This window comes from Pseudomonas sp. NPDC007930 (assembly GCF_042958985.1).
In the GTDB taxonomy this organism is placed as follows: Bacteria; Pseudomonadota; Gammaproteobacteria; order Pseudomonadales; family Pseudomonadaceae; genus Aquipseudomonas.
Genome location: NZ_JBIBKC010000008.1, coordinates 1 through 16,166, shown reverse-complemented (window position 1 = coordinate 16,166; position 16,166 = coordinate 1). Strand labels below are relative to the sequence as shown.

General features: G+C 61.6%; 12 protein-coding genes and 1 pseudogene. 11 read left to right on the top strand and 2 right to left on the bottom strand.

What is annotated here, in order from left to right; translation table 11 throughout:
- The first annotated feature begins 7 nt into the window (after window positions 1-7).
- Entirely contained in the window at window positions 8-583 is a 576-nt protein-coding gene (locus tag ACFZCE_RS17415; RefSeq protein WP_390941213.1) for an NAD(P)H-dependent oxidoreductase, read from the top strand.
- 177 nt (window positions 584-760) lie between these two features.
- A complete protein-coding gene (locus ACFZCE_RS17410) occupies window positions 761-1,801 on the top strand; it encodes an alpha/beta hydrolase family protein (protein ID WP_390941211.1) in 1,041 nt (346 codons plus the stop codon).
- Between the two features lie 27 nt (window positions 1,802-1,828).
- Here ACFZCE_RS17410 and ACFZCE_RS17405 read toward each other — a convergent pair whose 3' ends face one another.
- Window positions 1,829-3,004 carry an MFS transporter gene (locus ACFZCE_RS17405; protein WP_390941209.1) on the bottom strand — a complete coding sequence of 392 codons (1,176 nt, stop codon included), beginning with the start codon at window positions 3,002-3,004 and terminating at the stop codon, window positions 1,829-1,831.
- 80 nt (window positions 3,005-3,084) lie between these two features.
- On the bottom strand, window positions 3,085-4,434 hold the full coding sequence (locus ACFZCE_RS17400) for an amino acid permease (protein ID WP_390941207.1): 1,350 nt from the start codon (window positions 4,432-4,434) through the stop codon (window positions 3,085-3,087).
- A 312-nt stretch (window positions 4,435-4,746) separates the two neighbouring features.
- On the opposite strand from ACFZCE_RS17400, the gene ACFZCE_RS17395 reads away from it, so the two are divergent.
- The 9 genes and pseudogenes from ACFZCE_RS17395 to ACFZCE_RS17355 all read left to right on the top strand — a co-directional run.
- Window positions 4,747-7,299, top strand: coding sequence for a type VI secretion system tip protein VgrG (locus ACFZCE_RS17395; protein ID WP_390941205.1), 2,553 nt, complete (start codon window positions 4,747-4,749; stop codon window positions 7,297-7,299).
- Between the two features lie 13 nt (window positions 7,300-7,312).
- On the top strand, window positions 7,313-9,661 hold the full coding sequence (locus ACFZCE_RS17390; RefSeq protein ID WP_390941203.1) for a hypothetical protein: 2,349 nt from the start codon (window positions 7,313-7,315) through the stop codon (window positions 9,659-9,661).
- Window positions 9,661-11,091, top strand: coding sequence for an SUMF1/EgtB/PvdO family nonheme iron enzyme (locus ACFZCE_RS17385; RefSeq protein WP_390941201.1), 1,431 nt, complete (start codon window positions 9,661-9,663; stop codon window positions 11,089-11,091). Before ACFZCE_RS17390 ends, ACFZCE_RS17385 begins: the two co-directional genes overlap by 1 nt.
- On the top strand, window positions 11,088-12,143 hold the full coding sequence (locus ACFZCE_RS17380) for an SUMF1/EgtB/PvdO family nonheme iron enzyme (protein WP_390941199.1): 1,056 nt from the start codon (window positions 11,088-11,090) through the stop codon (window positions 12,141-12,143). The genes ACFZCE_RS17385 and ACFZCE_RS17380 overlap by 4 nt, the downstream gene beginning before the upstream one ends.
- 12 nt (window positions 12,144-12,155) lie before the next feature.
- Window positions 12,156-13,232, top strand: coding sequence for an SUMF1/EgtB/PvdO family nonheme iron enzyme (locus ACFZCE_RS17375; protein WP_390941197.1), 1,077 nt, complete (start codon window positions 12,156-12,158; stop codon window positions 13,230-13,232).
- 12 nt (window positions 13,233-13,244) lie between these two features.
- Window positions 13,245-13,718 carry a hypothetical protein gene (locus ACFZCE_RS17370; protein WP_390941195.1) on the top strand — a complete coding sequence of 158 codons (474 nt, stop codon included), beginning with the start codon at window positions 13,245-13,247 and terminating at the stop codon, window positions 13,716-13,718.
- 1 nt (window position 13,719) lies between these two features.
- Window positions 13,720-14,358, top strand: a complete 639-nt coding sequence (locus ACFZCE_RS17365) for a hypothetical protein (protein WP_390941194.1) — start codon at window positions 13,720-13,722, stop codon at window positions 14,356-14,358.
- 37 nt (window positions 14,359-14,395) lie between these two features.
- Window positions 14,396-15,577: a hypothetical protein gene (locus ACFZCE_RS17360; RefSeq protein WP_390941192.1), complete on the top strand. Its 1,182-nt coding sequence runs from the start codon at window positions 14,396-14,398 to the stop codon at window positions 15,575-15,577.
- Window positions 15,577-16,166 (top strand): annotated as a pseudogene (locus ACFZCE_RS17355) (hypothetical protein); the annotation flags it as partial. The gene ACFZCE_RS17360 and the pseudogene ACFZCE_RS17355, both read left to right, overlap by 1 nt.

The window sequence follows — 16,166 nt, the reverse complement described above, 5'->3', positions numbered from 1 at the left end:
GCCACACATGAAACTGCTGCATATCGATTCGAGCATCCTCGGTGACCACTCTGCATCGCGCCAGTTGACCGCCCTGGTCGCCAACACCTGGAAGGCCTCGCAACCGGGTGTTGAAGTGACTTACCGCGACCTGGCGCAAGACGCCCTGGGCCACTTCTCCGCCGCCAGCCTGCAAGGCACCGGCAGCGAAGCCGAGCTCAACGCCGCGGCCCTGGCAGAATTCCTCGCCGCCGACGCACTGGTGATCGGCGCGCCGATGTACAACTTCACCATCCCGACTCAGCTCAAGGCGTGGATCGACCGCATCTGCGTGGCCGGCAAAACCTTCCGCTACACCGAGAACGGCCCCGAAGGCCTGTGCGGCGGCAAAAAAGTAGTGCTGGTATCTACCGCCGGCGGCCTGCACGCCAACCAGGCGTCGGGCGCCGCGCACATCGACTACCTGAAGCTGCTGCTGGGCTTCCTGGGCATCACCGACGTCAGCGTGGTCACCGCCGAAGGCCTGGCCTATGGCGACGAAGCCCGCGGCAAGGCGATGGCCGATGCCCAGGCGAGCATCGAAGGCCAGTTCAGCGCCGCCTGAACCGCCGCGCTGCGGCGCAGTCGTAACAGATAAGCCGCTGTGCCCTTGGGCTCAGCGGCTTTTTTTGTGACTGCTGTACCACCTGGCCCGTCTTTTGCTGCGTCCTGTTGATCCGCGCGTGGGCGGCGATGTCGGCTACAGTGAACGAGGGGTATTGGAGTGAAAGAGGGCATACGGATGATGCGCAGTTGTGCAACCGTGCTGTGGCTGTTGAGCCTGAGCCTCGTTTCGGTGCAGGCCCTGGCGGCGCCGCCGGCCCATTACTCGGTGGGCTACCACCGGCTGACCTTCGCTGACCCGCTCGATGGCCAACCGATGAACGCCTACGCCTTCTACCCCACGCCTTCCCGGGTGCGCGGCAGCGTGATCGATGGCTTCGAAGTGGCCGCCGGGGAAGACGCGCGCATCGCCATCGGCCGCTTCCCGATGCTGATGCTCTCCCACGGCAACAACGGTACGCCACTGGCGCTGCACGACCTGATCACCTCGATCACCCGCCAGGGCTTCGTGGTGGTGGCGGTGCTGCACCCCGGCGACAACTACCTTGACCAAAGCCGCCTGGGCAAACTGAGCAACCTCTACGGCCGGCCGATGCAGATTTCCGCGGCGATCACCGCCGCGTTGGGCGAGCCGATGCTGTCGCCGTTCGTCAACGCCGAGCAGGTCGGTGTGATCGGCTACTCGGCCGGTGGCGAAACCGCGTTGATCCTCTCCGGCGCCCAGCCCGACCTGCAGCGCCTGCGCGATTACTGCCTGAAATTCCCCGCCGACCTCGATGCCTGCAAGGCCCACGGCGAACTGGTGGCCGACCGCGACGACCTCGCCCCCCATGCCGACCCACGGGTGCGCGCGCTGCTGCTGATGGCGCCGTTGTCATTGATGTTCGGCCGCCACACCTTGGAAGAGGTAAAGGTACCGACGCTGATCTACGCCGGCGACCACGACCAACTGGTGGCCCCGGACAAGAACGCCGGCGCCCTGGCGCGCAAGCTGCCGCAGCACCCGGAATACCGTTTACTGGCCGGGGCTGGGCATTTTGTGTTCCTGGCGCCCTGCACCGATGAGCAGGCCGCCCGCTCGCCGGCGCTGTGCGCCGATGCCGAGGGCGTCGACCGGGTGTCGATCCACAAGGGCCTGGTGGCCGAGGCGGGCACCTTCTTTGGCCAGGCGCTGAGCCAGCCGAGCCGGGCCGGGTTGCAGACGGCGGACCAGCAATAGCGCCGCGCCAGGCAAGGGCCCGCCAGGTCAGCCTCGGGCCTTGCGGCCCATCAGCACCACCAGCGCCAACCCCAGCAACGCCAACAGCGCTGCCATCAAATACACCGGCCCGTACCCGGTATGGGCCGCCAGCGCGCCCATCAGCGGCCCGGCCGCCGCCAACGCCAGGTCAAAGAACACCGCGAACGCCCCCAGCCCGGCGCCACGGCTGCTGCTGGGCACCTGGCGGATGGCGATCACCCCCAGCGCCGGGTACACCAGCGACAGGCCGAAACCGGTCAGGCTGGCGCCCACCAGCGCCCAGGCCGGCGAGGGCGCCAGCCACAGCACGAGAAACCCCAGCGCCTCCACCGCCATGCACGCCAGCGAGGTGGCGGTGGCACCGTAGTGGTTGATGGCATTGATGAAAATCAACCGGGCGATCACGAAGCACACGCCAAAGGCGGTCAGGCAATACGCCGCGCCGGCCCAGCCGTTCTCGCGGTAATACAGGGTGATGAAGGTGGTCAGCGCGCCATAGCCAATCGACGCCAGGGTCAGCGCCAGGCCATACGGCGCGACTCGCGCGAACGCCGACCAAAACGGCATGCGCTCGCCGCGCACCACCGGCATCGACGGCTTGTTGCGCAGCATCGCCACCCCGCCCAGGGCGAGCAGGATCAACAGCGGGCCCAGGGTGTTGAAGCCTAGGGTACCGGTCAGCACCACGCCAATCGGCGCGCCAAAGGCAATCGCCCCGTACGAGCAGATGCCGTTCCAGGAAATCACCTTGGCGGTGTTCTCCGCGCCCACCGCGCCGATGCCCCAACTGGCGGTGCCGACGCCGATCATCCCCTGGGAACAGCCCAACAGCAGGCGCCCGGCCAACAACGGCACCAGGCTCACGCTCGGCCAGGCTTCGCAGAGGGTGGCGATCAGCGTGAGCACGCCGCTGCCGGCAATCCCGTACAGGCCCCAGTTGATGATGGTCTTGGTGCCCTGGCTGTCGGCCAGGCGGCCGGCGAACGGGCGGATCAACAAGGTGGCCAGGTACTGCGCGCCGATCACCAGGCCCGCCACCACCGGGCTGAAGCCCAGTTGGTCGTGCACATAGCCAGGCAACACCGCGATCGGCAAGCCGATGCAGAGGAAGGCAATGAAGGTGTAGAGCACGATGGAGAGGATGGTCAGGGTAACGCTGGGGGAGGCAGGTGTGCGTGGCATCGGTTCGGCTCAGCTGGCGCTGCAAGGCATGATGTGGTTGTAGTACAACCATATCACGCCTTGCGCCACTCGGCTGGCCGCTATCGGCGCTGGGTGGTGAAGTACGCCGCGGCCAGCACCGCCAGCCAGATCGGCAGCAGGATCACCGAAATACGGATGCCTGGCGTCAACCACATCACCACCAGGATGCCCGCCAGGAACACCAGGCACAGCGCGTTGGTGAGCGGGTAGCCCCAACTGGGGTAACGGGTGCTGTGGCCTTCAGCCTGCTTGACCCGCTTGAAGCGCCAGTGGGTGATGCTGATGATCCACCAGTTCAGCACCAGCGAGGCCACCACCAGCGCCATCAGCAGGCCCAGCGCCTCGCCCGGCAGGAAGTAGTTCACCAGCACGCACAGCCCAGTGGCCAGCGACGACACCCCCAGCGCCGCCAACGGCACGCCACGGCGGTTGACCTTGAGCAGCGCTTGCGGGGCATTGCCCTGGCGCGCCAGGCCGAACAGCATGCGGCTGTTGCTGTACACGCAGCTGTTGTACACCGACAGCGCCGCGGTCAGTACCACGGCGTTGAGCAGGGTGGCCACGACCTGGGCGTCCAGCGCGTGGAAAATCAACACGAACGGGCTGCCGCCGCTGACCACCTTCTGCCACGGGTACAGCGACAGCAACACCGCCAGCGCGCCCACGTAGAACAGCAGAATGCGCCAGATCACCTGGTTGGTGGCCTTGGGGATGCTGCGCTGCGGGTCGTCGGCCTCGGCGGCGGTGATGCCCACCAGCTCCAGGCCACCGAAGGAGAACATGATTACCGCCATGGCCATCACCAGCCCGCCCACGCCATGGGGGAAGAAACCGCCGTCGGCCCAGAGGTTGGCCACGGTCGCCTCCGGGCCGCCCTGGCCGCTGGCCAGCAGCCAGGCACCGAAGCCGATCATGCTGACGATCGCCACCACCTTGATCAGCGAGAACCAGAACTCCATCTCGCCGTACAGGCGCACGTTGCACAGGTTGATCAGGTTGATCAGCGCGAAGAACACCGCCGCCGACACCCAGGTGGGCACCTCCGGCCACCAGTACTGCACGTACACGCCCACCGCGGTGAGCTCGGCCATGCCGACCAGCACGTACAGCACCCAGTAGTTCCAGCCCGACATGAACCCGGCGAAACGCCCCAGGTAACGGTTGGCGAAGTGGCTGAAGGTGCCGGCCACCGGCTCCTCCACGACCATTTCGCCGAGCTGGCGCATGATGAAGAACGCAATCAGCCCGGCGATGGCATAGCCGAGGATGACCGATGGGCCGGCCATCTGAATGGTCTGGGCGATGCCCAGGAACAGCCCGGTACCGATCGCCCCGCCCAGGGCGATCAGCTGGATGTGGCGGTTTTTAAGGCCCCGGTGCAGCTGCGCGGGGGTTTGCGGGTCACTCATGCGAGGCGGTTCCTCAGGGGCAGGGCACGCGCCCCGCCGGTTACGCGGATAGAAGGGCGCGTATCTTACATGGGAACGGCGCCTGGGGCAGGGTGGCAGTTTTGCAAAGCATGACGCCGATCAGGCCAAGCGGCGTTTGCAGGCGATTCCTACATCAACTTTCCCATTTTCACGCACCACTTTGCGATTTGTCTGGCATACAGCGGCCAGGGCACCGGGAAACAATCCCCCGCGACCTTCCGCCGTCCAAGGATGCCCAGCCATGCCGCCACACGCTCCCTCACGGTGGCCCGCCCCACAGGCGCGCCGCCCATGAGCCAAGCCTTCGCCCCCTACACCCGCTATTCCCTCACCATTCAAGGCCTCGACGCCGCCATTGACGTCATCGCCTTCGACGGCGAAGAGCACCTCAGCCAGCCCTTCAGTTACCAGATCGAATTCGACTCCAGCGCGCTGGACATCCACCCCGACCAGGTCCTGGCCAAGGAGGCCAGCCTGGTGCTGCACGCCGCCCCGGTCAAACCCGCCTGGGTCGGCCAGCAGGTTCAACAACCGGCCCCACTGCGCTCGATCTTCGGCTTCATCACCGGCTTCAAGCACCTCAAGCGCAGCAAGGAGCAAACCCACTACCAGGTCACCCTGCAACCGCGCCTGGCGCTGCTCGGCCGCGGCCAGTACTCGCGGATCTTCCAGCACCAGAGCATCCCGGAAATCGTCAAAAGCGTGCTGGTGGAGCACAACCAATTCCCCACCTACGAATGCCGCTTCGAACTCGCCCGCGAGTACGCCAAGCGCGAACAGGTGATGCAGTACGCCGAAAGCGACCTGGCCTTTATCGACCGCCTGCTGGCCGAGGTGGGCATCTGGTACCGCTTCGCCGAGATCCACAGCGGCGGCATCGGCGTGATGCACTTTCACGACGACCAGTTCACCCCGCCCACCGTCACGGCGCTGCCCTGCGTGGCCGAAGCGGGCCTGGCCAACGACGGCGAAGACGCCGTGTGGGCCCTGCGCGCCGAGCACCAGGTGGTGGAAAAAGCCGTGCGCGTGCGCCACTACAGCTACATGGACCTCAGCCCGTTGTCCAACGGCGGGGTCGACGCCGGCCGCGCCTACGACGAAGACGTGGGCGTGGACCACACCCGCGGCAACGCCACCACCACCCGCGGCCTGGCCTACCACCTCGACGACTGCTTCGTCGAGGTCGGCGACACCATCGACCGCGGCCGCCAACTGCCCAGCCCCAGCGCCTACTTCAGCGCGCGGCTGCTGCACGAACGCTACCTCAACGGGCAAACCCGCCTGAGCGGCGAAAGCAGCTGCGCCAGCCTTGCCCCCGGGCAAACCCTGCCCATCAGCAACGGCCCGCCGCAGGCCTTCGCCGAAGGCGTGAGCATCACCCACACCCGCGTGCGCGGCCACCGCCAGCGCAACTACCAGGTGCAGTTCAGCGGCATCCCCTTTATAGAAAGCGTCGCCTACCGCCCGCCACTCAAGCCCAAGCCGGTGATGGCCGGCACCCTGCCGGCGCGGGTCACCGAACGTTTCGACCCCGGCCGCCCCTACGCCGACCTCGACAACGACGGCCGCTACCGCGTGCGCTTCGTGTTCGACCTGCACCCCTGGCCCAAGGGCGAGGAGAGCCAATGGCTACGCCTGGCCCGGCCCTACGCCGGCGCCAAGCACGGCCTGCACCTGCCGCTGATACCCGGCACCGAAGTGGCGATCGCCTTCGAGCACGGCGACCCCGACCGCCCCTACATCGCCCACGCGCTGCACGACAAACAGCATGTGGACCCCGTGAACCGCTTCAACGAAACCCGCAACGTGCTGCGCACCCCGGCCAACAACAAGCTGCGCATGGAAGACCGCCGCGGTGAGGAGCACGTGAAGCTGAGCACCGAGTTTGGCGGCAAGAGCCAGTTGAACTTGGGGCATCTGGTGGATGCCGCGAAGCACAAGCGCGGCGAGGGGTTTGAACTGCGTACCGATGCCTGGGGGGTGTTAAGGGCGGGGAAGGGGGTGTTGGTCAGTGCTGATGAGCAGGTGAAGGCGGGGGGCACTGCCCTCGACATGAGCGCCGCCGTGGCCCAGTTGGAGCAGGCATTGGAGATCGCCAAAACCCTGGCCAGCAGTGCCAGAACCTCAAGCCTGGTGGTCTCTGACCTCACCGCCCAGCAGCAACTCAAGGCCGCCCTGAGTGCCCTCGCCGAACCCGGCCTGGTGGCCTCGGCGCCCGCCGGCATTGCCGTCGTCACCCCGCAAAACCTGCAGTTGTCCGCCGGCAAAGAGCTGATCGCCACCGCCGGCCAAGGCGCTGAAGTCAACGTGGTGAAGCGCCTTCGGGTCGCCGCCGGCGAAGCCATCAGCCTGTTCGCCCAACGCCTGGGGCTGAAGCTGTTGGCCGCCCGCGGGCCCGTCTCGATCGAAGCGCAGACCGGCGCCATCGCCGTGCGGGCAGAGCAAAACCTCAACCTCGACAGCCGCGCCGGCGAGGCCGTCATCGCCGCGGAACACGGCATCACCCTGGTCAGCCGGGGTGCCTACATCAAGCTCAAGGACGGCTCCATCGAGATCGGCGCGCCCGGCGACATCCGCATTCGCAACGAGCATATCGAGTGGGGCGGGGCGGCGTCGCTGGCGAAGGCGTTCGCACCGGTGAGGGTTGAAGACCCAGTGTTTCGCAGTGCCACGCAGGGGCGGTTTCAGGTGGTGGAACGCGGAACGGGCGCGCCTCGGCGCAACGTGCGCTACCGCGTTGAAAACGACGACGGCACGGCCCTGCGCGGCGTCACCGACGACGAAGGTTATACCCAGAGCCACTACGGCCTGGATGCCAAGACGCTGAAAGTGTTTTTCGAATAAGGAAGGCAGCACGATGAGTAAAAGCGAAGTACCCGCCGGTGTCGGTGTCACGGCCCGAGAGCCCAGCGTGACCGTGGTGGAGTATGCCTCCGGGCAATGTTACTTCCGCCCAGACACAGAAGAGTTTCTGTTTCTAAGCCCCAGCGTTGCCGGCGAATTCGAACTGCACTGGCAAGACCTGGTCGAGAGCATGAACCGTTTTCACCTGGCCATGGAGGACTACTCCACGGCCATCGAGTACTACGGCAAAACCCAGGCCCAGCGTGATGCGGCGTTGTTGGAGATCGAAGCCAAGGTAGAAGCGATCGACCATGCTGAAGATAAGCTGGACGCGCAGCGCAAGGCCGTCCTGGAAAAGCTGGGGCAGTTTTCCACCAGCAACTTGAAGTATGACGATGTTGTCGAGTTGCTGCCGATCGCCAATACCCGGCGCACGGTTAAAGATGCAGACGGCAACCCGAAAAAAGTCGGCAAGCGCTACGTCTACGTCAAAAAGAAACACTACGACGCCCTTGGCAAAACCGGCCAGGTCAAGACCGTCAAGATCAAACCCAAGGATGTGACCGGTGCACAGGAAAGCATCTACCGCACAGACAAACGCGGCAAAACCCGGATCGACACGAAAAAGCTCAAAGAGCAACTGAAGGCCAAGCAACCGGAGTTCAAGGCGGAGCTCAAGGACTTTGCCTGGGGCAAGGCGCTGCTGGACACATTCAATTTCGACAGAACCCTTGAATGGAACGCATTTGGGGCCAACCTGCTGGAGTGGGCAGAGGCCTGGAATAACTCGTTGGTAGGCGCTGATGAGTCCCGTGACAGCGTGGACGTGTCTTATGCCGCGCAGTTTATGCGCCACGCCGCCAACCTGGGCGCCAGCGCGGAATATGACCCCAACAAGAAGAACATGGCCATCAAGGCCGAAGGCAGTTATAGCCTGGCACTGGCGTCGGCCATGTATTCAGCGACCTTTTATCGGCCTAACCGCTTGGGTTGGCACCTCAAGGTGGCGGATTACCGTGGTTTGCGCGGGATGGACCTCGGGATCTTTCGGCTGGCGGTGGCTCATGAACATTCGGGTTTTCTAGGCGCATCCCTCCAGTTGGAGGCGCAGATGCAAGTGCTGACCACCCCTGACCTGACCAAGCAAACCCTGGCAGGGCAGCCCGGTAGCCGGTTGCCGCGGTTTCGTCAAATCAGAACTGAAAGCAAGCTCTTTCATCAGCAACTGGAGGCTGAGGAAGAAGGGCTGGCCATTTCGTTTGAAGCGTTCGCTGGGCTGCGTTTGGAACAGAGTTTGAAGGGCAGCCTGCAGTGGATGAAACCGTTGGAGCCGGAGGCGGTGGCCAAAACGGGGGCGAGTGGCGAGTTTGTGGACTTTGCCACGTTGGGGGGGAGCCTGGCTGAGTTGAAAGGGCGAGGCATAGGGGGTAAGTTTTTCTGCACTTTTGTCAATGGGAAGTTTTATTTCCATGTGTCCGCAAGTGTGTGTGCTGGGAGTGGGGCGAAGGGGGCTTTAATCGCGGAAGTGAATGTCGGTCAGTTGTGGGAGTTTGGGAAGTGGGTGGCGTATCAGTTGTATGTTTCGAATTATACGACGCTGGTGGTCATGGATGCATTGACATTTGGTGCATACACTGCACATTGCTTGATGAGGGTGGTTTTTGAAGATAAGAAAGAACAGGTAGATTATGGCGAAATTTTGTGGTCGCCGGAACGTATCGTTGAATATGTGCGTGCCGAAGCTTCTCGAATTAAAGATGTTGCTAAAGATAATATAGAGGCTTCTCGGCGAAGAAACAAATTGGCTGAAGAGGTTTTGGGGCAAAGTATAGACTTGCTCTTGTGGACTCCCGAGGCCAAAGCGATTTTATTGTTTTTATTAACACGTTATAGATACTGGGATAGGTTGGATCACACTAGCTGGGGTTTTGGACGTATGGGGCCGGACTTGTATCAGGATCGAAAAGCTGCCGTGCTGAAGATTTTGGAGTCCGTACAGACAAAGCGCGAGTGGTGGTGTGTGTTATGTAGAGTTAATATCGATGGTTCCCTGCCGGAGGGCGTTAATCAGCAAGAACTTTTTTTCGAGAAGAGAAAAGAGCTTATCAGGTTTTTGATGTTTGGCAGCCCTAAAGCCTTCAATTTACGCTTGCTGGAGCGCCGAAATGAACGCGCTGAGTTTTTGGCCGCAAGTCGTTATGGGATTTCTATCGTTCGTGACTTGCAAGGCCGCCTCAAAGAGAAGGGTTACACAGGGTATGCGCTTTCAGTTAATACCTCCTTAAGCTATCAACTGTCGGATTGTGACAACCCGAACTATCCGCATGCTTGTATTTTTGGTCCGATCCGGGGGGCAGTTTGATGGTTTATCAAGCAGGTAAGTATTTTCTCGCTGGATTTTTTTTGGCGATGTTGGGCTGTGACTCATCACCTGATGAAACGTCTGTAAGTCATTTTCTTCCTGAAAAGGCGGATGCTGGGGCTGTTCTTGAACTGGTGGCTCAATTAAAGCGCGAACTGGTGTGGGTGGAGGGAGGCGTATTTGTCATGGGGGACTATGGCAAAGATTACGGAACAAAAGCTGGTTATATTGATATTCAGCAGTCCAGTAAGCCAGCGCATGAGGTTGAGCTTTCGTCGTATTCGATGTCGAAGTTCAAAATCACTAATCGTGCCTATCAGATTTATCTCGCTGCGAATGATTTGCCTCTGCGGCAAGACCTTAATGACCGGCTCGAGGCGTTTGTACGAGTGCCTGATCTGCCCGCTACTGTAGATTGGTTCGAGGCACAAAGATTTTGTAGTTGGCTGGCCGATCAGTCCGGTTTGCCGTTCTCGCTCCCGACTGAAGCTCAATGGGAATATGCTGCACGAAGCCGTGGGGAGTTTGTACCCGTCGCGACCAACACGGGGGACTGGCAGGATTATCAAGTGGCGCCAATGGGCTCGGATGACGATGGGGTTCGGGGGGTAAATATATCAACATTTTGGTCGCGAACAGAGTATGCAAAATCTCAAGGGTGGCGTAATAGTGTGTTTACACTTATTCCAGTGGGTAGCTATCCGCCGAATAAACATGGCTTTGATTCCATGACTGACAACGGTTTTGAATGGGTCAGTGATTGGTATGATCCAGATTATTATAGCTACTCTCCAAGGCTGGATCCGAAAGGCCCCCCGCACCCTGTCGTTCCGTATGGCTTTGGTACCGATTTGTACATGAAGGTGTTGAGAGGAGATGACTATTCTCCCTCGACGTGGCGTTTTGGCGTAACGGTACGCAGGAGCTATGACAATCCCCTGGCGCTGTTGAAGGCGTCAGAACAACATGAAGGTTATATCTCCCTCGGTGGGAGGACAGCCCGCTGTGCCGTCAATTCTCCCCATCCGATTGTAGCTGCTCCTAACCTTCATGGTGTCGGGACCGCTGAAGTGTATGGAGAAGCCAATACCTTATCTGGCAGCCCGCACCGGATTGTCAAAAGGGAGCCCGCTGCCACGCATAACGCCACAGTGCGCATAAAGGGCAGCGTGGAGGAAGCGCAGCCGAAATATGAGCATGATCCAACTTGGAGTATGAGGTATGGCATTGCTGCAGAGTTGCATTCGCCGCCTTGGGGAGCACAGCGTAGTACAGGCGCACAAGAAGAATCCAGAAAAACCGGGAGCTACTTGAGGGTATTAGGTGCGAGCAATAATATCTTCATGAAAGTGGCCCTTGGTATTGAGCCGAAATGCGACTCCGCCTGTTGTCTTGATGGTTCTTCTGACGTGGTTCGGCGCTCGGTATGAATGAATTTCCTGTACGTTATTCTAAGGCTTTTGTGTTGTTGCTTGCCGCTACCCAGGTCGGCTGTGATCAGGTCGAGCCAGAGGTCAGAACAAGCGGGCCATTGTTTTCAGAGCTTGATGTTGAGAATTTTAAACTCTCGATCATGAAAGGCTTGGTTTTTATTGAGGGAGGCAGCTTCATGATGGGCGATTATAGCCAGGGCAAGCTTATGATGTCTTTGTCGGGGAATAATAGCTACGTCCATGCTGTTAAATTGAGTGATTTTCATATCGCAAAATTTAAAATTACCAACAGAGATTACCAGCTCTATCTGCTCGCTACTAATGGCTCTTATAATGAATCTGCAAGCCGAGCGGTTGAGAAGTTCAGGTCTGCGCCAAACAATCCGGCCCACCTTGATTGGTATGAGAGCGAGAAATATTGTAATTGGTTGGCAAGCATTACCAATCTCCCGTTTTCACTACCTACTGAGGCGCAATGGGAATACGCAGCCAGAGCTCGAGGGTTGGACATTCCGGTCGCAACGGCTAGTGGCACTTGGGATGTGGTTCGGGTGGCGCCTGTCGCTGAAAATGACAGGGGTATCAGAGGGCTGAATGCCGCGACCGATTGGGATCGAAACCAATACAGTTTAAAAATGGGGTGGGGTACTGATTATCATGCTCCGCTCCCCGTTGATTATTATCCGCCTGGTTCGCTCGGTATCTATGCCATGACTGATAACGGGCTGGAGTGGGTAAAGGATTGGTACGATCCGAATTACTACAAGTCGTCTCCGGGGGTTGATCCACAAGGCCCAGTTACGGGCGTATTTAAGAATGAAGTTACTGGCGGCGTGCCTGCCAAGACATTGCGTGGGGCTACCGTGTCTGATCCACATTTCAACATCGGTGCGACCGTGCAGCGCACTTACGAAGCTCCGGATGCCGCCTATGTGAATCAGCCTTCCGGCATGAGATTTTATTCTTTGCGTGCTAAAACCGCCCGCTGCGTCGTCAATTCCCCCGGTCCCATCTCTGGGGAAAGCCCACTCACTACTGGTGCACATTAAAAGGATTTTCCTGTGTTCAATTCTCGCCCCAAAATCCACTGTCGAGGCCTTGCCTGCTGCTTCGTTGGAATTACTACGGCTGTAACTATTTCAGGTTGCAATTACCCTCAGGCTGCACGTCCTGATACGGCAGCGCCGGAGGTTGACGCTCAGCGGATTCGAAGGGTTTTAGATCAACTCACTGATGAGTTGGTATGGGTCCAGGGCGGTACCTTCATAATGGGCGACTATGGCGTCCACTACGGCCAAAAGAAAGGCTACGTGGACATCAATGAGTCCAGCAAACCCACGCACGAGGTGGAGTTGTCTTCATACTCAATCTCCAAATTCAAGATCACCAATGATGCGTATCACACCTATTTGAGTACGAAAGGGGAGCCTATTCGGAAATATCTGCTTGAGGGTGACCAACTCGGCTCAACCATCCCCAACCTACCCGCCCTGATCGACTGGTACGAAGCTGAAGCATTCTGCAAATGGGCCGCTACCGAAACCGGCCTGCCGTTCGCCCTCCCGACAGAAGCCCAATGGGAATACGCCGCCCGCAGCCGCGGCCTGTTCGTACCCATTTCAACCGATACCGGCGACTGGGACATTAGTTATGTAGGCGCCTCTTCCTATGATGACGACCTGTACCGAGGCAGGAACCTATCAACAGATGGCAACAGAATGGATTACGCGCAATCCATGGGTTGGCCCAGGGACACCTTTACACTCACCCCTGTCGATTATTTTCCGCCCAATCCACTCGGGCTGTATGCAATGACCGACAACGGCTATGAATGGGTCAACGATTGGTATGACCCTAACTACTACAGCGTGTCGCCCCGCCTGAACCCTCAAGGGCCCGATCAACCGGTTGTCGAGAGCCCTGTTCCTGGCCTTTACCTGAAAACCCTGCGAGGTATCGATTTCCCTTCTGCCGGGTGGCGGATGGGGTACACGGTTTCCAGAAGTTTCAGTAATCCCAATTCTTTCATCCCTGGCCCGGAGGGCGGCAAGCCCATCTTTGTGGCGAATAAAACCGCCCGCTGCGCCGTTAACGCCCCAACCCCCATTACCCCCTCGGCCCAACCCGGCACCCACTAAAAGGACTTACCCGTGCTCAGTTTCCTGTTCAAAGGCCTATGCCGAAGCCTGTTCTGCTTCATCATTGGCTTTTTCGCCTTACTCGCGTTTGCCACGTACACCTCCCACGAGGGCATTTACGTGATGATGTTCCTGCCGATGGCCTCCCTGCTCGTGGGCATGGGTTGGGCCCATCAGCGCGCGATGAAGGCGCGGCCGCCCGCCATGCCCGCCACCACCGTGCACACCGTTCAGGCCAATGTGCAGCAGGTGTTCCTGAGTGACGAGCTGATCATCAACGACCTGTTCCAATACACCCTGGTCGCCAACTGGGCTGACCCGCAAACCGGCATCACCTACCGGGTGGAGAAAGATGACTTCGCGGTAGACCCGCAACCGCACATTCGCGGTGGCAAGGTGCCGGTGCAGGTGCACCGCGTGAACGGCCAGGTCCTGGGCCTGGCGCTGGACCTGTCGTTCATGCCACGCCAGCACCAGGGGGCTTGAGATGCTGTTACGTGTGATCTTGGGGATTTCCTTGGCGTTATTTAGCTGGGCGGGGTTTTTGGGGTACCAGATGGCCGAGAAGCGCGCGCAGTACCTGGACGCTGAAGGCACCGTGCAACGCAGTGTGAAGTTGAAAACCGGCAGCTACAGCTGGGTCGAAATGCCTGAGGGTACCCTGCGCAAGGTCCCGGAGGCGCTGGAGCCGGGCACGGTAGTGACGGTGTATTTCTCCCCGGCGCTGCCGCAAAGCGCCTGGTTGCGCCATCAGCTGTTTCCGCTGCGTGGCGTCGTTATTCTTTGCCTGATCGCCCTGGCGCTCGGTGGGCTCGCGGGCACCCTCATGTGGGCCTTTCGCCGTGAGGACCAGCGCCGTGCGCGGCTCAACAGCAATTACCAGGTGTTGCAGGCGACCCTGCTGAACGTCGAAAAGGAAGACGAATACCAGGCAGACAGCGAGGCCAGCTACCGCGCCAGTGCCTTTTGGAAACACCCCCACACCGGCGAGGCCCATGCCTTTATCCTTGAGCTGATGAGCCACGCGGAGGTGGAGCTGGCCCGCCGCAGAGGCCGCGTGCCGGTGCAGGTTGAGCGGGGTGACCTGTCGAACTACCAGTTGCACGAAAGCGGGCAGGTGAGCTGATGCGGTACACCTGCCTGAATCGCGCGGGGGTGTGCCCATGCCCGTGCGCCTGAACGAACTGCCGGCTGAACTCGCGCCGCCCGAGGCGCCCAGGCTGATCCGCTGGTGCGTGGCGGCGCTGGTGGTGGCGCTGGCCCTCGGCGGGTTGCTGCTGTGGTGCTGGCCGCCGCGCTGGGCGCCGTACACGCAGTGGTCGTTGTTGTGCGCCACGCTGCTGCCGTGCGCGGCCGGCACCTTGTTGGTGGCGCTGCGCATGCGCGCCTTCGAGCGGGGCGTGGAATACACCCGCCAATGGAACGCCGAGCGCGCGCGCCAGGCGCGGCTGATGACGGCCGAGGCGCAGCGGCCACTGGCGGTGTTGGCCATGGCCTATTGCACGGCGGCGGGCTGTAACCAATTGGGCCGGGCACTGGCCAGCGGCCTCAAGCCGTTGCAGCCGCTGTACCTGCCCACAGCCAACCGCGTGGTGCGCTGCAGCCAGCTTGAGCTTGGCGCCGAGGGCCCTGCGGTCGCGCACTACCGCCAGCGCCTGGTGCTCGCGTTCGAACAACTGGCGACCTTGCTCGGGCCACCCCCGCGGCTGCGCCAGGACACACCGGTGTACCTACGCCTGCGCCACGACGGTGCCCTGGCCAACCGTGAGGTGATCGCCCTCTGGCAAGCCGTGCTGCCGGCCTGGCCGCTGGAGGTGCAGGGCGCCCTCGCCGGGCCTGGCGGGCTGATGTGGCTAGACACCTGGCTGGACGCCGAGCGCACTTGCGCGGTGGTGCTGAGCCTGGAGATCAACCTGTTCCTGCAGCCCCGCGAGGGGGAGGCCGAGCACGTGTCTGCCGTGCTGTTGGCGCACCCGGCCTGGCGCAACACCCACGGCGTGCCGGCCCTGGCGCACCTGCACCGGCCAGTGGCGGCCGAGCAGGGCGATGGCTGGTGGGCGCAAGCCTTGAACTGGGGGCGGCTAGCCCCTGGGGCGCCCGCGCCGTTCACCTGGGCCAGCCAGGTGCCGGCCGCCACCCTGGCGCGGCTCGATGGCCTGGCGCCGGGCCAGGTGCATGGGCTCGACGCTTCGCTCGGCAGGCCCGGCAAGGCCGCCGGCCAGTTGGCCCTGATGGCCGCCTTGGCCGATGCCCAGGCTACCGCGGCCGCTCAATGTGTACTGCTCGGCGATGGCGCCTTGCACGGCTGTGTGGTGCAGCCCGTTACCCTGACAAGGAATGCGTAATGAACGGAAAAACCAGCCTCTGGCTATTTGTGCTGTGCGCACTGGCCGTGGGCGTAACCCTGATCTGGGCCGACAACCCGCTGTTCGCGCTGGAGGGCGACCTCAGCAAATGGCGCTGGAGCGTGGCTTGGTTACTGGCCTGCCTGGCCTTCGTGGTACTCGACGGCATGGGCCTGATGGCCCTCGGCAAGCTGGCCGCCTGGCGCTTCGCCGCCGGCCATGGGCACTTGGCCGAGGCGCTGGAGCGCCGGCGCCAGGCGGCCCAATTGGCGGAACAAGCCTGGCAGCCGAGCCGGCTGCTGGAAGAGCTGAAGCGCTATTACGGCTATTTCTGGCGGCGCCAGGTGCGCATCATCCTGGTGGTGGGCGAGCCGGCGCAGATCGAGGCGGTGCAGCCTGGGCTGGGCGAGCAGTTCTGGTTCGAAGGGGAGGGCGTGGTGTTTCTCTGGGGCGGCAGCGTTCAGGCCGAACCGAGCCAAGAGCACCTGGCGTACTGGCGCAAGCTCTGCCCGCGCCGCCCGTTCGACGCCATCGTCTGGGCCCTCAGCGCCGAACAAAGCGCCACCCCGGTGTACCTCGATACCGGCCT

Coding starts and splice junctions, on each gene's coding strand:
- ACFZCE_RS17365 (WP_390941194.1), top strand. CDS start 13,720: ATGCTGTTACGTGTGATCTTGGGGATTTCCTTGGCGTTATTTAGCTGG.
- ACFZCE_RS17400 (WP_390941207.1), bottom strand. CDS start 4,434: ATGAGTGACCCGCAAACCCCCGCGCAGCTGCACCGGGGCCTTAAAAAC.
- ACFZCE_RS17360 (WP_390941192.1), top strand. CDS start 14,396: ATGCCCGTGCGCCTGAACGAACTGCCGGCTGAACTCGCGCCGCCCGAG.
- ACFZCE_RS17410 (WP_390941211.1), top strand. CDS start 761: ATGATGCGCAGTTGTGCAACCGTGCTGTGGCTGTTGAGCCTGAGCCTC.
- ACFZCE_RS17395 (WP_390941205.1), top strand. CDS start 4,747: ATGAGCCAAGCCTTCGCCCCCTACACCCGCTATTCCCTCACCATTCAA.
- ACFZCE_RS17385 (WP_390941201.1), top strand. CDS start 9,661: ATGGTTTATCAAGCAGGTAAGTATTTTCTCGCTGGATTTTTTTTGGCG.
- ACFZCE_RS17405 (WP_390941209.1), bottom strand. CDS start 3,004: ATGCCACGCACACCTGCCTCCCCCAGCGTTACCCTGACCATCCTCTCC.
- ACFZCE_RS17380 (WP_390941199.1), top strand. CDS start 11,088: ATGAATGAATTTCCTGTACGTTATTCTAAGGCTTTTGTGTTGTTGCTT.
- ACFZCE_RS17415 (WP_390941213.1), top strand. CDS start 8: ATGAAACTGCTGCATATCGATTCGAGCATCCTCGGTGACCACTCTGCA.
- ACFZCE_RS17390 (WP_390941203.1), top strand. CDS start 7,313: ATGAGTAAAAGCGAAGTACCCGCCGGTGTCGGTGTCACGGCCCGAGAG.